General features: G+C 71.1%; 9 protein-coding genes. 5 read left to right on the plus strand and 4 right to left on the minus strand.

Annotated elements, in window-relative coordinates; genetic code table 11:
* Window positions 1-24: 24 nt before the first annotated feature.
* A complete protein-coding gene (gene manD, locus C1J01_RS00290) occupies window positions 25-1,227 on the plus strand; it encodes a D-mannonate dehydratase ManD (RefSeq protein WP_111175000.1) in 1,203 nt (400 codons plus the stop codon).
* A 255-nt stretch (window positions 1,228-1,482) separates the two neighbouring features.
* Window positions 1,483-4,695: an alpha-L-rhamnosidase gene (locus C1J01_RS00295; RefSeq protein ID WP_181448495.1), complete on the plus strand. Its 3,213-nt coding sequence runs from the start codon at window positions 1,483-1,485 to the stop codon at window positions 4,693-4,695.
* 300 nt (window positions 4,696-4,995) lie between these two features.
* Here C1J01_RS00295 and C1J01_RS00300 read toward each other — a convergent pair whose 3' ends face one another.
* Both C1J01_RS00300 and C1J01_RS00305 read right to left on the minus strand, forming a co-directional pair.
* Window positions 4,996-5,391 (minus strand): VOC family protein, encoded by a 396-nt coding sequence (locus tag C1J01_RS00300; RefSeq protein ID WP_181448496.1) that lies wholly within the window; start codon window positions 5,389-5,391, stop codon window positions 4,996-4,998.
* Window positions 5,392-5,396: 5 nt separating this feature from the next.
* Window positions 5,397-6,233, minus strand: a complete 837-nt coding sequence (locus tag C1J01_RS00305) for an AraC family transcriptional regulator (protein ID WP_111175003.1) — start codon at window positions 6,231-6,233, stop codon at window positions 5,397-5,399.
* A gap of 317 nt (window positions 6,234-6,550) precedes the next feature.
* On the opposite strand from C1J01_RS00305, the gene C1J01_RS00310 reads away from it, so the two are divergent.
* Complete coding sequence (locus C1J01_RS00310; RefSeq protein WP_328589578.1) at window positions 6,551-9,862, plus strand: S8 family serine peptidase; 3,312 nt, start codon at window positions 6,551-6,553, stop codon at window positions 9,860-9,862.
* A 44-nt stretch (window positions 9,863-9,906) separates the two neighbouring features.
* Here the strand turns inward: C1J01_RS00310 and C1J01_RS00315 are convergent, their stop codons facing one another.
* Window positions 9,907-10,722: a helix-turn-helix domain-containing protein gene (locus tag C1J01_RS00315; RefSeq protein ID WP_111175005.1), complete on the minus strand. Its 816-nt coding sequence runs from the start codon at window positions 10,720-10,722 to the stop codon at window positions 9,907-9,909.
* 147 nt (window positions 10,723-10,869) lie between these two features.
* On the opposite strand from C1J01_RS00315, the gene C1J01_RS00320 reads away from it, so the two are divergent.
* Entirely contained in the window at window positions 10,870-11,592 is a 723-nt protein-coding gene (locus C1J01_RS00320) for an alpha/beta fold hydrolase (RefSeq protein WP_111175006.1), read from the plus strand.
* Between the two features lie 39 nt (window positions 11,593-11,631).
* On the opposite strand, the gene C1J01_RS00325 is transcribed toward C1J01_RS00320, so the two are convergent.
* Window positions 11,632-12,270 (minus strand): DUF305 domain-containing protein, encoded by a 639-nt coding sequence (locus tag C1J01_RS00325; RefSeq protein ID WP_111175007.1) that lies wholly within the window; start codon window positions 12,268-12,270, stop codon window positions 11,632-11,634.
* Window positions 12,271-12,465: 195 nt separating this feature from the next.
* On the opposite strand from C1J01_RS00325, the gene C1J01_RS00330 reads away from it, so the two are divergent.
* Entirely contained in the window at window positions 12,466-14,271 is a 1,806-nt protein-coding gene (locus C1J01_RS00330) for an LVIVD repeat-containing protein (protein WP_111175008.1), read from the plus strand.
* Window positions 14,272-14,365 lie beyond the last annotated feature (94 nt).

The following is a 14,365-nucleotide window of genomic DNA, read 5'->3' on the forward strand; positions in this document are numbered from 1 at the left end:
GCCGCATCCTCAGAAAGGCAGTTCATGAAGATCGTCGACGCCAAGGTGGTCCTCACCAGCCCGGGCCGCAACTTCGTCACGCTGAAGGTGGAGACCGACGAGGGCGTCAGCGGCCTCGGCGACGCGACGCTCAACGGGCGCGAGCTCGCCGTGGCCAGTTACCTGCGGGACCACGTCGTCCCCCTGCTCCTGGGGACGGATCCGCATCGCATCGAGGACACCTGGCAGTCCCTGTACCGCGGCGCGTACTGGCGCAGGGGGCCGGTGACGATGGCCGCGATCGCGGCCGTGGACGTCGCGCTCTGGGACATCAAGGCGAAGGTGGCCGGGCTGCCGCTCTACCAGCTGCTGGGCGGCGCGAGCCGGGACCGCGTCCGCACCTACGGGCACGCCAGCGGCAGGGACGTGCCCCAGCTGTTCGACTCCATCCGCGCGCGGCTGGCCGAGGGCTACCCGGCGATCCGGGTGCAGACCGGCGTGCCGGGGCTGAAGCGCGTGTACGGCGTCCAGCAGGACGCGGCGCCGTCGGGGGACGGCGTCCGGCCGGTGGTGGAGGACTGGGACACCGACGCCTACCTGCGCAGCCTGCCCAGGGTGTTCGACGCGGTCCGGCAGGAGTTCGGGCCCGATCTGGTCCTGCTGCACGACGCCCACCACCGGCTCACCCCGATCCAGGCGGCGCGGCTCGGCAAGGACCTGGAGCCGTACGACCTGTTCTGGCTGGAGGACTGCACGCCCGCCGAGAACCAGGACGGGCTCCGGCTCGTCCGCCGGCACACGACCACCCCGCTGGCGATCGGCGAGGTCTTCAACACCGTCTTCGACTACCAGACGCTCGTGAGCGAGCAGCTGATCGACTACGTGCGTTCCGCCGTCACCCACTTCGGCGGCGTCTCCCCGTTGCGGAAGTTGTTCGACTTCGCCGCGCAACACCAGATCAAGAGCGCCATCCACGGGCCGGAGGACATCTCTCCCGTCGGCATGGCCGCCGCGATCCACCTGGACCTGGCGATCCACAACTTCGGGATCCAGGAGTACGCGGGCCACACCGAGCAGACCGGCGCCGTCTTCCCCCACGCCTACACCTTCACCGACGGATACCTGCACCCCGGGGAGGCCGCCGGCATCGGGGTGGAGCTGGAGGAGGAGCTGGCCGCCGCGTACCCGTACGCCCCGGCCTACCTGCCGATCAACCGGCTGCAGGACGGCACCGTCCACGACTGGTGACGATGGATACCGTTACCCAGGAGGAGCGGGCCACGGCGCTATTTAGTGGAATAAATCCGTGAATCGTTACTCAAAATCGCTCTTGACGGTCTTTGCGGAAAAGCTTACGTTAACGACATCCACGGGTAACTTAAATCGTTTTTAGCGACCCGAGAGGAGCCCTTCCAGGCCCCGACGTCGTGTCGGCCATCCTCACCGCCACCGCAGGCGAAGTCACCGGCCGGCTCTGCGATGTCGGCCGGAAGGGAGTGACCTGTGTCCAGAGTGCGCCGCCGGAGAACTGTGCTCGCCGGACTGGGAGTGTCCCTCGCTCTCGTCCTCTCACACCCGCTCACCGCCCCACCGGCCACCGCCGCCGGTGGGCAACCCCTCGTCGAGGTCGTCGACCTCCGGGTGGACGGCAGAAAAGACCGGCCCCTCGGGCTCGACAGCGCCACCCCCTTATTGGGCTGGCGCATGACCCAGACCCGGCAGGCCGCCGGTCACCCGTGCCACCGGCCCGGATCAGAAGCCGCCTGCCCGGGAGACCGGCAGACCGCGTACCAGATCCAGGCCGCCGCGAGCGAGGCCGACCTCAGACGCGGGCGGCTGATCTGGGACTCCGGCAAGGTGGAGTCCGCCACCCAGGCCGGTGTCCCCTACGCCGGCCGGCCGCCGGCCTCACGCCGGCAGGTCGCCTGGCACGTGCGCGTCTGGGACGCGGAGAAGAAGGCGTCGGACTGGAGCAAGCCCTCGTCCTGGGAGATGGGCCTGCTGGAGCAGAGCGACTGGGAGCCCGCCCGCTGGATCGAGTACCCCGGCCGCACCGAAGGCCGACCGATGCCGATCTTCGCCCGGAAGTTCGAGCTCGACCGCGGCAAGCGCGTGGCCGGCGCCCGTCTCTACCTCTCCGGCGTGGGGCTGCACCTGCCGACGCTCAACGGCCGCGAGCTCACGGACGAGGTGCTGGCGCCCGGCAACTCCAACTACCAGCTCTCCAGCGAGTACCGGACCTACGACGTCACCGACGACCTGCGCGCGGGAGCCAACACCGTCGGTGTCCGGCTCGGCAACGGGCCCGCCTACGTGCGCCGCAGCGTCACCAACCCGGCCGTCGGCCGTACCGCGCCCTACTCGTGGTGGCAGAGCCAGCTGAAAGGCAGCGGCACCCTGGCCGCCGACGCCGCGGCCGGCGCCACGACCGTGAAACTGGACAACGTCACCGGCTACCACGTCGGCGGCACCATCAACATCGACACCGGTGACGGCGGCGACGACCTCGAATCCCGTACGATCACCGCGATCGGCACCGCCGGTCCCGACGGGACGGGCATCACGTTCACTCCCGGGCTGTCCGAGCCGCACCCCGCCGGCGCCTCGGTGACCGGATCGGGCAACAACATCGCCGCCAGCGACGCGAGCGCCGGCGCCGCGGTCACGCCGCGCATGATCGCCCGGCTGGAGATCTCCTACGCCAACGGCTCGTCCGACGTCATCGTCTCCGACCGCAGCTGGCGCACCGCGCTCGGCCCGCTGGTCACCGACGCGTGGTACTCCGGCTCGGACTACGACGCGCGCCGCGAGCAGGTCGGCTGGGACGCTCCCGGCGCGGACCTGTCGGCCGGCGCGAAACGGCGGAACGGCTCCCCCATGGAGTGGGTGGACGCCGGCATCGCGCCGCCGCCGAACCTCGCCACCAAGCTCGTCGCCCGTACGGCAGAACCGGTCAAGGCCGTCGAGACCTTCACACCCGTCTCCATGACCAACCCGCAACCGGGCGTCTGGGTGTTCGACCTCGGCCAGAACATCACCGGCTGGCCGCAGCTGAACCTCAAGGGCACCGTCCCGGCCGGAGTAACGATCCGCATGTCGCCCGCCGAGTCGCTCGCCCCGGACGGCACCGTCGACCAGGCCTCCCTGATGGGCGGCGGCGGCAGCCGGGGCCGCGACCTGTTCAACACCTACACCACGGCCGGCCTGCGCGGCGGGGAGAGCCGGCACCCCGACTTCAACTACTTCGGCATGCAGTGGATCCAGGTCACCGGCCTGCCCGAGGGCTACACCCCCGGCAAGGACCTGATCAAGGGCATCCGGCTGCAGGCGGACACCCCCGTGGCGGGCCGGGTGACCACGTCCAACGCGCGCGTCAACCGCATCCACACGATGGCCCGCTACTCCTTCGCCTCGAACATCATGTCGGTGTTCACCGACTGCCCCGGCCGCGAGAAGTTGTCCTACCCGGCCGACTACACGATGCCGATGGGCGCCATCCACCGTGACCACAACCTGGCCGCGTACCTGAAGACCACGATGCGGCACCTCGTCGAAGGGCAGTCGATCGCCGAGACCCCGATGCGGGGCAACGTGGCGCTGAAGACCCCCGTCTACGACTGGGGCTACAGCGGGCGCTTCGGCGACGAGATCAACTGGGGCAACGCCATCATCCTGGTCCCCTCGATGTTGTACGAGCTGTACGGCGACACCGAGACGATGCGGCGGTACTACGACCAGATGGTCGACTTCGCCGACTACATCCAGCGGGAGAAGGCCGACGGGCACATCGTCGACGCCGCCCTCGCCGACTGGGTGGCCGCCGACCAGACCTCGGGCCGCATCACCGGCACGTGGGGCTACTACGTCATGATCAGCAAGCTGGCGGAGATGGCCGGGCTGACCGGTCACACCGACGACGCCACCCGGTACGCCGCGCTCGCCACCGACATCAAGAACACCTTCAACGCCCACTTCTACAACCAGGAGCTGCGCCGCTACACCACCGACGGCAACAGCGGGAGCACCGGCGCGACGCAGACGGCGCAGGCGCTCGCCCTCGACGCCGGCCTCGTCCCGGAGAGCGAACGCCAGGCCGTGCTCGACGCCCTCGTGGAGCTCGTCCACGCCTACCACCCGAACGGGGACGGCCCGCACTTCAGCGGCGGCACCATCGGCATGGGGCCGATCGTCCGGGCGCTCGCCGACGGCGGCAGGGATGACGTCCTGTGGGAGCTGCTGCAGGAGGACGACCAGCCCAGCTACGGCTTCTTCATGGCGCCGACCAGCGCCAACCCGAACGGCATGACCACCATGGGTGAACGCTGGAACCGCGGGGACTCCAAGAACCACATGATCCTCGCCCAGATCGAGGAGTGGTTCCACACCGGCCTGGCGGGCATCCGCGAGGCCGGGGGCTCGACCGCCTACCAGCGCCTGGTCATCCAGCCCAAGCCGGTCGGCGACCTCACGTTCGTCAAGGGCTCCTACGAGACGCCGCACGGCCTCGTACGGTCGGAGTGGACCAAGGACGAACGCCGGTTCGGGCTGACCGTCGAGGTGCCCCCGAACACCAGCGCCGAGATCTGGGTGCCGGCCAAGGACCGCCGCCTCGTCACGGCACCGCACCGGGCCACGTTCCTCCGGATGGACGCCGACCACGCCGTCTACCAGGCTCCGTCCGGCTCCTTCACCTTCACGGCGGCCACCGCCGGCTGACCGTGAACCAGAGGCCCGTCACCCCTCCTCCCCTGGTGACGGGCCTCTTCCTGCCGGTACGGCAGGGTCAGCACTCCCTCCCGGGTCGGCGGGCGCGCCTTGACGCTGCAACCCTCGTTCTTCTGCCTGCGCCGTCCTACGGCGTTCGCCGACCCCGGGCGCGGCTGATCGGCCCCGACCGCCTGCCGCCACGCGGCCACGCTGCGCGAGGCGGGGCTGGTCAGCACCGAACGCCGCGGCCAGTCCGTCCTGCACACGCGCACCCCCATGGGCACCGCCCTGCTCGAAGGGCGGGACGCGCTATGAGCCGGGGTAGGTGCCGAAGCTCCAGAGGTTGCCCTCCGGGTCGCGGACGGTGAAGGTGCGGTTGCCGTAGTCCTCGTCCTTGAGGTCCCGTACGACCTCCGCGCCGGCCGCGGTGGCCCGGGCGAGCAGCGCGTCCGGGTCGTCGGTGACCACGTAGAGGAGAGCGCTGCCGGTCGGGCGGTCGAGGTCGTTGCTCTCGTCGGCCGAGCCGAGCATGATCGCGCCCGCCCCGGACGGCCAGGCGAGCTCGGCGTGCGCCACGGCGTCGCCCTCCGTGTAGCAGGCGCGCTCCACGAACCCGAACGCGTCGGCCAGGAACCGGATCGCCGCCCGCGCGTCACGGTAGGAGAGGCAGGGCCACACCGAGGGCTTGTCAGTACGTGTTTCCATGCGGCTCATCGTGGCTCCGGGCCCGCCGCCCGGTCTTGGACGGATGGGAACTCGCCCAGCCACCGCGTCGCCGTCGTGCCGCCGAGGTCGCGGAACTCCCGCGCCAGATGCGCCTGGTCGAAATAGCCGCACTCGGCCGCCGTCTCGGCCAGCGAGGGCGGGCGCGGCGAGCGCAGCAGCCGGCACGCCCGCTCGAAGCGAATCACCCGGGCCGCCGTCTTCGGCGACAGGCCGGTCTCGCGGCGGAACCGCTCGCCCAGGTGCCGTCTGCTCCAGCCGAGCTCCCGGGCGAGCACGGCGATGGGCAGCCGGCCGCCCGTCTCGCGCAACCGGCGCCACGCCTGGGCCACCTCGGGCGGCGGCCCGTCGCGGCGATGGTCGACCAGCTCGGCCAGCACGTCGTCCAGGACGCGGAACCGGCCTCGCCAGGTGGGGGCGCCGGACAGCCGTTCGGCCAGCTCGCCCGCCCGGGCGCCGAGCATCGCGGTCAGGTCGGCGACGTCGCCCGCGAGTTCGCTCGCGGGCAGGCCGAGCAGGGCCCGGGCGCCCCGCCAGGTCAGGTCGAGTTGCACGCCGTGCTGGTGGCCGTCGTGCGACATCACGACCGGCCCGTCGTGCAGCCCGCCGACGGCCGAGGTGAACGAGCGCGGCGGGCCGGACCGCCCTGGCACGCCGACGACGTCGAGCGTGCCGGACAGGCACACGACGAGTGTCAGGTGCCCGGACGGCAGCCCGTGGTGCACTCCGGGTGGCCCGTGCGTGCGATAACCGGAATATCCGGACACGAGCCCCCGCAGTGCCGGCGCGGCCCGGGACCAGGCGTACTGCGGCGACTGCCCCATGCGGCCAGGCTAGTCCCGGCCGGTGACATCCGGCGGGGGGGCGGGAGCAGCAGTCGGAGCCGTTGTCGATCGTGAAGTGTTTACGGATCGCCGCCGGGATTCTGGCAAGTCAGTGGGGTTCCTCAGTGAGAGGTCACTGTTTACACTCCAGTTCGACGTGGTGTGATCAAACACCGCGTTCTCCACTCGTCACCCACCGGGGAGGGTCAGCGATCTCTCTTTGAACGGGTGATCTGACACTTCCTGAGCGGCCCGGCGAGTTCCCGCAGCCCCGACCAGGAAGGTCCTCCGTGTTACCCAGCGCCCTCTTATCCCGCGTGCGGCGATTCGTCCCGGTCGCCGCCGGCCTGAGCGTCGTCCTGGCCATGGGCCCGGCGGCGGCCCTGGCGAGCCCCACGCCGGCGCCGCCCGACGGCCGGTGGACGGCCACCCCCCTCACCCCGGCCGAGGTCGTCGACGGCGCCAAGTCGCCGACGGGCAAGCTCGCCAAGAGCGACCCGGCCCTGCTGCGCAACACCTCGTCCGCACCGGTCAACGTCGTGGTCAAGCTCGACTACGACTCGCTGGCCGCCTACCAGGGCCACCTGCCCGGCCTGCCGGGTACGAGCCCCTCCGTCACGGGCCGCGCCCTCGACACCAGGAGCGCCGAGGCCAGGCGGTACGACGAGCACATCCAGGACGTCGAGAACACGTTCCTGGCGGAGCTGGCCAAGAAGGTCCCGGGGGCCGTGGTCGGCCAGCGGATCAGGACGGTGTACGGCGGCATCGCGCTCCGCATCCCCGGCGACAAGGCCGCCGAGGTGCTGAAGCTGCCCGGCGCGGTCGCCGTTCAGGAGGACAAGCCGCAGCAGCTGCTCACCGACTCTAGCCCCGCCTTCATCGGCGCGCCCGCCGTCTACGACAAGCTCGGCGGCAGTGACTCGGCAGGCGAGGGCGTGATCGTGGGCGTCCTGGACAGCGGCGTCTGGCCCGAGCACCCGTCGTTCGCCGACCGGCCCGGCCTGCCCGACCCCGCGCCGACCAAGGACGGGACGCCGCGGGTGTGCGACTTCGGCGACAACCCGCAGACCCCGCAGAACGACCCGTTCGAGTGCACCAACAAGCTGGTCGGCGGGCAGCCGTTCCTGGAGACGTACAACGCGATCTTCCCGGGCGAGGTCTACCCCGACAGCGCCCGCGACTCCAACGGGCACGGCACCCACACGGCGAGCACGTCGGCCGGCGGCCCGGTGGACGACGCGAACCCGCTCGGCATCGGCCGCGGCCCGATCCACGGCGTCGCGCCCGGCGCCGCGGTGTCGGCCTACAAGGTGTGCGGCGTGGAGGGCTGCTTCCCGTCGGACTCGGCGCAGGCCGTGGCCCGGGCCATCCTGGACGGCGTCCGGGTCATCAACTTCTCGATCTCCGGCGGCAGCGACCCGTACAGCGACCCAGTGGAGCTGGCGTTCCTCGACGCGTACGCGGCGGGCGTGCTGGTCTCGGCGTCGGCGGGCAACTCCGGGCCCGGCGCGGACACCACCGACCACCTCGGCCCCTGGACGACGACGGTGGCCGCCTCCACGCAGAACCGGACGTTCCAGTCCACGATCACGCTGACCGGCGGCGGCGCCACGGCGACGATCAAGGGCGCCTCCATCACGCCGGGGATCACCTCGCCGCTGCCCGTGGTGCTCGCCTCCGCGCCGCCGTACTCGCGGCCGCTGTGCGACGCCCCGGCGCCGGCCGGGCTGTTCACCGGGAAGATCGTCGCGTGTGAACGCGGCCCGGACCGGGTGCTGAAGAGCCACAACGTCCTCCAGGGCGGCGCGGCCGGCATGATCCTCTACAACAGCTTCCCGTTCGACGTCTTCACCGACGCCCACTGGGTCCCGTCGGTGCACGTCGACAAGCCGGAGGCCGACACGCTGCTGAGCTTCCTGGCCGAGCACCCGGACGCCGCGGCGTCCTTCACGCAGGGCGCCGCGAGCACGTGGCAGGGCGACGCGATCACGCACTTCTCCTCGCGCGGCCCCGGCGGCGACTTCCTCAAGCCGGACGTCACCGCGCCCGGCCTGCACATCATGGCGGGCATGACGCCGACGACCGAGTCGGTGCTGGGTGGCCCGCCCGGCAACCACTACCAGGTCATCTCGGGCACGTCGATGTCGGCGCCGCACGTGGCGGGGGCGGCCGCGCTGCTGTTCGCGCTGCATCCCGACTGGACGCCGGGGCAGGTCAAGTCGGCGCTGGAGACGACGGCCAAGACCTCCGTCACCAAGCAGGACCGTACGACTCCGGCGGACCCGTTCGACATGGGCGGCGGGCGCATCGACCTCACCAAGGCCGGCGACCCGGGCCTGACGCTGGACGTGGACGCGGCCGACTTCGTCGCCTCGGCCACCGACCCGCTCAACCGGATCGACCTCAACCTGCCGTCGGTGAACGCCCCGACCATGCCGGGGGTCATCACCGCCAAGCGCACGGTCACGAACGTCACCGACCGCAGGCTGACGTTCACCGCCACGGGCAAGACCGTCGACGGCGCCAAGATCACGGTGCTGCCGCCGCTCCTGTCCGTCGCGCCCGGTAAGAGCGCCACGTTCAGCGTGGTCATCACCGCCCCGGAGCTGCCCGACGGGCAGTACTTCGGGCAGGTGAACCTCAAGCAGGTCGGCGGCAAGCGCGCGCTGCACCTGCCGGTGGCGTTCTTCCGGCAGGAGGGCGCGGTGCCGGTCGACCAGACCTGCACGCCGTCCACCGTGGCCAGGAACACCGGCGAGTCCACCTGCACGGTCACCGTGCAGAACAACACGCTGGAGGACGCGGAGGTGACCGCGATCAGCACGCTCGACACCCGCCTGCGCCTGAACGGCGTCACGGGGGCCACCAAGGTCGGCACGCAGATCGCGACCACCAAGGCGACGCTGGCCGCCCGGCAGCCCGCCAGCCCGACGATCGCGCCGGGCGCGGGACCGTCCGGCTACCGCCCGCTGGACTCGTTCGGCGTCACCCCGATCCCGATCGGCGACGAGCAGGCGGTGAACTTCACCCTCCCCGCGTTCACCTTCGCCGGTAACACCTACACCAGGCTCGGCGTGACCTCCAACGGCTACAGCGTCGTGGGCGGCGCCGCGGGCGGGGACATCACCTTCACCCCGCAGACGCTGCCGGACCCGGCGAACCCGAACGGCGTGCTCGCGCCGTACTGGACGGACCTCGACGGCACCGGCGCCCCCGGGATCTACGCCACGATCCTGACCAACGGGACGAACCGCTGGATGGTGGTGGAGTGGCGGGTGAACCTCTACGGCACCACCACCGCCAAGGTGTTCCAGCAGTGGATCGGGCTCAACGGCGTGGAGGACGTCAGCTACGTCTACGACCCGGGCGCCCTTCCCGGCGCGCCTCCCGCGAGCTACGGCCTGACCGTGGGCGCCGAGAACGAGGAGGGCACCGCGGGCGCCCAGATCACCGGGCCGCCCACCGAAGACCTCGTCGTCAGGAGCACGCCCGCCACCCCCGGCGGGAGCCTGACGTACTCGATGAAGGTCAAGGGGGTCAGGACGGGGGTCGGCGACGTGACGACGGTCACCTCGACACCCCAGGTCCGCGGCATCACCGTCGAAGTCGACAAGCTGACCGTGCGGTGACCTGAGCCGAGCCGCAGGCGGCACCCCCGCCTGCGGCTCGGTGCTCAGCGCAGGGCGGAGGCGAGGAGCGCCAGTTTCTCGGCGCTGTCGGTGCCGGGGTCCGGGTGGAGGACGACGAGCGTCTGGCCCGCCGTGCCGACGCCCAGCCTCTCCCGGTTCAGCCGCAGGCCGCCGACCTGGGGGTGGTCGAGGTGCTTGGACGCGCCTTCGCACGCCACCACGTCGTGGCGCGCCCAGAGCCGGCTGAAGCGCGGGCTGGCCAGGGAGAGCTCGCCGACGAGCTCGACGAATCGGGGATCGTCCGTGTCGGTGCCGACGGACTCACGGAAGCCGGCGACCATGCCCGCGGCGGCGTCCTCCCAGTCCGGGAAGAGGGCCTGCTCGGCGGGGTCGAGGAACACGTCCCGCAGGCGGTTGGCGCCCGCCACCAGGCGCGGTGACAGAGCGGTCGCCAGGGAGTTGGCGGCGAGCACGTCGAAGTAGCGGCCCTCGACGTACGCGGGCAGCGGGAGCGTGGCGACGAGCTTGGCGACACCCGGAGGGACGGTCTCCCTCACCGGCCGGCGCGGCCGACGCCGGGGTTTGCCGGCGCCGAGGCGCAGCAGGTACGCCGTCGCGTCGTCGTCGAGCCGCAGCACGCGGGCGAGCGACTCGAGGACCTGCGCGGAGGGATTGCGGTCGCGGCCCTGTTCCAGGCGCAGGTAGTAGTCGGCGCTGATGCCGGCGAGCATCGCGACCTCCTCCCGGCGCAGGCCCGGCACGCGCCGTACCCCCGTGACGGGGATGCCGACCTGTTCAGGAGTGACGAGCTCACGGCGGGCGCGTACGTAATCGCCCAAAAGGTTTGATTCGTCCCTCATCGCTCCAGCGTAATTCCGTGCTCGGGGGCGTGCCTGGTCCTGTCACCCCCAGGATCGGCGGGATTCTGGTTGCGTCGGCGCCTGGGCCGCACCGTGGTCAGTGGCCTTTCCACAGCGCAACCTTCCACGGGGCAGCAAGGAGCGAACATGTCCACATATTTGCTGGTACACGGTGCTTGGCACAGCGGTCAGTGCTGGGAGCGGGTGGTCCCGCTGCTGGCGGCGGCCGGTCACCGGGTGCTCGCACCGTCGTTGACCGGGTACGGCGACACGGCGCATCTGCTCAGCCCCGACGTGGGGCTCGACACCCACGTCGACGACATCGTCCGGCTGATCAACGAGGAGGACCTCGGCGAGGTGATCCTCGTGGGGCACAGCTACGCCGGGCTGGTCATCTCGTCCGCGGCCAACCAGGTGCCGGAGCGGATCCGGCATCTGGTCTACCTCGACGCGATGGTCCCGGAGGACGGCGAGCGCGGCGTCGACGTCCAGCCCGTGACCAAGGCCCTGATCGACCGCGTCGTGGAGTCCGGCGGCTGGCGGATCCCGCCGCTGCCCGAGCTGCCGCCGCCCGCGGGCCTGTTCGGGGTCACCGACCCGGCGGACGTCGCCTGGCTGCGCTCGATGTTGTCGGACCAGCCGGTGGACTGCCTGCGGCAACCGGTCCGGCTGGACAACCCGGCCGTCGCCACGATCCCGCGGACGCACATCCACTGCACCGTCGGCGTGCCGGAAGGCATCACCCGCCGGCCCGTCCCCCCGACACAGCCGAACGGCTCCCCCGCACAGGTCTGGGAGCTGCCGACCGGCCACGACTGCATGATCACCATGCCGGCCGAACTCGCCGGACTGCTGCTCAAGCTCGGCTGACCGCTCGGCTCCGGCGCAGCCGGGCGTGAAGCGGGGCGGTCAGAGGGCGGCGAGCAGTTGCTGCATGCGGGCGATCTCGATGCGCTGGTCGGAGTCGACGTGGGTGGCGAACTGGTCGATCTCCGGCTCCATGCCGCCCCGCTCGGCGTAGAGGCGCTCCACCATCCGCAGGGCGCCGGTGTGGTGCTGGATCATGTACTGGTAGAAGAGCCGGTCGAACTGCTCGCCCTTCGCCGCCCGCAGCTCGGCGAGCTGGGCGTCGGTGAGCATGCCGGGCATCAGCTCGCCGCCGTGGCCGTGCCCGTGAGCGGAGTCGACGCTCGGCACCTGTTCCATGCGGTCGCGCAGCCAGCGCACCATCAGGTCGATCTCGTCCTGCTGGGAGATCTCGATGCGCTTGGCGAGCCGGGGCAGTCCCTCGCTCTCGGTACGCCCGGCGACCAGGTCCGTCATCTGCAGCGCCTGGGCGTGGTGGCGGATCATCCCCTGCATGAACCGCACGTCCGCGTCGGTGTAGCCGGTCTCGGGCTCCTCGACCTGGTCCAGCGGCACCACCTTGCCGGTCTCCCCCGGCCGTCCGGGCTGGACGACGGTCGCGGAGGACCCGTCGGCCGTGCAGCCGGTGAGCGCGGCCGCCGCGATCAGCAGCGACGGGACGAAAAGGCGTAACGAGATCATGAGGGGTGCTCGCTTCCACCGTGTCTGCACAAAATCGGGCGTATCCGGAATGGGACAGGATATAGCACAACTCACCACATTCTCGTTAGTGTCCGCATAACCGTTGCGCCGATCACCGGCTGGACATTCGGGCGGTCCCCGGCTCGGCGCGGCGCGTCGGGTCTCGCCAGAACCAGAAAAGGAGGGGTGCGGCCCATGCAGGAGAGCAGAAGGGCACGACGTCGTGCCGGGTTACGCGGCTTCGCGGTGATCGCGGCGGGGGTGATCTTAGCCGGATTGCTGCCCACCGCCACGGCGGCCGCCGAGCCGGCTCCGACGCAGGCCGACCCGCGGGTCGGCCTGGGCGCCGGATGGCACGACGCCCAGCAGGCGGCCAGCGGGCTCAAGCTCGTCGGTCACCAGGACAGGCCGGAAGGCTTCTACCAGCCTGACAATCCAGGCAACCTTGCATTCGCCAATTCCGACCTCGCGTTCAGCGGAAACTACGCCTTCGTCGGAAATTTCCACGGTTTCAACATCTACGACGTCTCCACCCCGTCCCAGCCCGTCCTGAAAACGTCCGTGGTCTGCCCGGGCGGCCAGGGCGACATGTCGGTGTACGGGAACCTGCTGTTCATGTCGGTCGAGGAGACCCGGGGCCGGCTCGACTGCGGCACCCAGGGCGCTCCCGGCACCGTGAACCCCGAGCGCTTCCGCGGCGTCCGGATCTTCGACGTGAGCGACATCGCGCAGCCGGTCCAGGTGGCCGCGGTGCAGACCTGCCGCGGCTCCCACACCCACAGCGTGGTGACCAGCAAGAACGACACCGAGAACGTCTACGTCTACGTCTCCGGCACCGCCGGCGTCCGCAACGGCCAGGAACTGGCCGGCTGCGTGAACGCGCCGGCGACCGACCCGAACACCGCCCTGTGGCGGATCGAGGTCATCAAGGTCCCGCTGGCCGCCCCGCGGAACGCGGCGATCGTCAGCCAGCCCCGGGTGTTCACCGACCCGGAGACCGGCGCGATCAACGGCCTGCAGAACACCCGGCCCGCGCCGACGCACCCGTCCGGCGGCAACTGGTCGCCGCAACCGGTCACCAGCGCCTGCCACGACCTCACCGCGTTCCCGGCGCTCGACCTGGTGGCCGGCGCCTGCGCCGGCAACGGCATCCTGCTCGACACCTCCGACCCCGCCAGCCCGGTCCGGCTGGACGAGGTCAGCGACCCGAACTTCGCGTACTGGCACTCGGCGACGCTGAGCAACGACGGGAAGAAGGTCGTCTTCACCGACGAGTGGGGCGGCGGCACCGGCGCCCGCTGCCGGGACACCGACGAGCCGTCGTGGGGCGCGAACGCCATCTTCGACATCGTCGACGGCAAGATGGAGTTCCGCAGCTACTACAAGATGCCCGCCGTGCAGACCACCACCGAGAACTGCGTCGCGCACAACGGGTCGCTGGTCCCGGTGCCCGGGCGGGACATCATGGTCCAGGGCTGGTACCAGGGCGGCGTGTCGGCGTTCGACTTCACCGACTCGGCCAACCCGAAGGAGATCGCCTTCTTCGACCGCGGCCCGATCAGCGCCACCCAGCTGTTCACCGGCGGCATCTGGTCCGCGTACTACTACAACGGCCACGTGTACGGCTCTGAGATCGCCCGCGGTCTGGACGTCTTCGAGCTGACCCCGACCAAGGACCTCGCCAAGGCGGAGATCGCCGCCGCGGCCACGGTCACGTACGAGCAGTTCAACGCCCAGCACCAGCCGCAGGTGACCCACGCGCCCAGCTTCGAGGTCGTCCGGGCGTACCAGGCCCAGGCGGAGCGGGCTCGCACGATGAAGAAGGGCATCGCCGTCGCGGTGGACAAGCTCATCGACTCGGCCGAACGCATGGCCGACCGGCGGCTCAACAAGGTCGCCGCGATCGAGCTGCGCACCGCCGCCAAGCTGCTCAGGACCTCTGACCCGGCCCAGGCCGCCTTCGCCAAGGCGCTCAACGACCTGGCCAGAGAACTGAACTGACGGCACCGCCGTCGAGGGGACGCTCCGCGAGGGGCGTCCCCTCATCACGTCTCCGAGGTGTCGTATCGGTGTGCCCGCCGATCGTCTTGTCGGT

The sequence above is a fragment of the Nonomuraea aridisoli genome, from assembly GCF_003236395.1.
Classification (GTDB): Bacteria; Actinomycetota; Actinomycetes; order Streptosporangiales; family Streptosporangiaceae; genus Nonomuraea; species Nonomuraea aridisoli.

Excerpts from the sequence above, each read along its gene's own strand:
- manD (WP_111175000.1), top strand. The coding sequence starts at position 25 with ATGAAGATCGTCGACGCCAAGGTGGTCCTCACCAGCCCGGGCCGCAAC.
- C1J01_RS00300 (WP_181448496.1), bottom strand. The coding sequence starts at position 5,391 with ATGGAAACACGTACTGACAAGCCCTCGGTGTGGCCCTGCCTCTCCTAC.
- C1J01_RS00305 (WP_111175003.1), bottom strand. The coding sequence starts at position 6,233 with ATGGGGCAGTCGCCGCAGTACGCCTGGTCCCGGGCCGCGCCGGCACTG.
- C1J01_RS00320 (WP_111175006.1), top strand. The coding sequence starts at position 10,870 with ATGTCCACATATTTGCTGGTACACGGTGCTTGGCACAGCGGTCAGTGC.
- C1J01_RS00330 (WP_111175008.1), top strand. The coding sequence starts at position 12,466 with ATGCAGGAGAGCAGAAGGGCACGACGTCGTGCCGGGTTACGCGGCTTC.
- C1J01_RS00325 (WP_111175007.1), bottom strand. The coding sequence starts at position 12,270 with ATGATCTCGTTACGCCTTTTCGTCCCGTCGCTGCTGATCGCGGCGGCC.
- C1J01_RS00315 (WP_111175005.1), bottom strand. The coding sequence starts at position 10,722 with ATGAGGGACGAATCAAACCTTTTGGGCGATTACGTACGCGCCCGCCGT.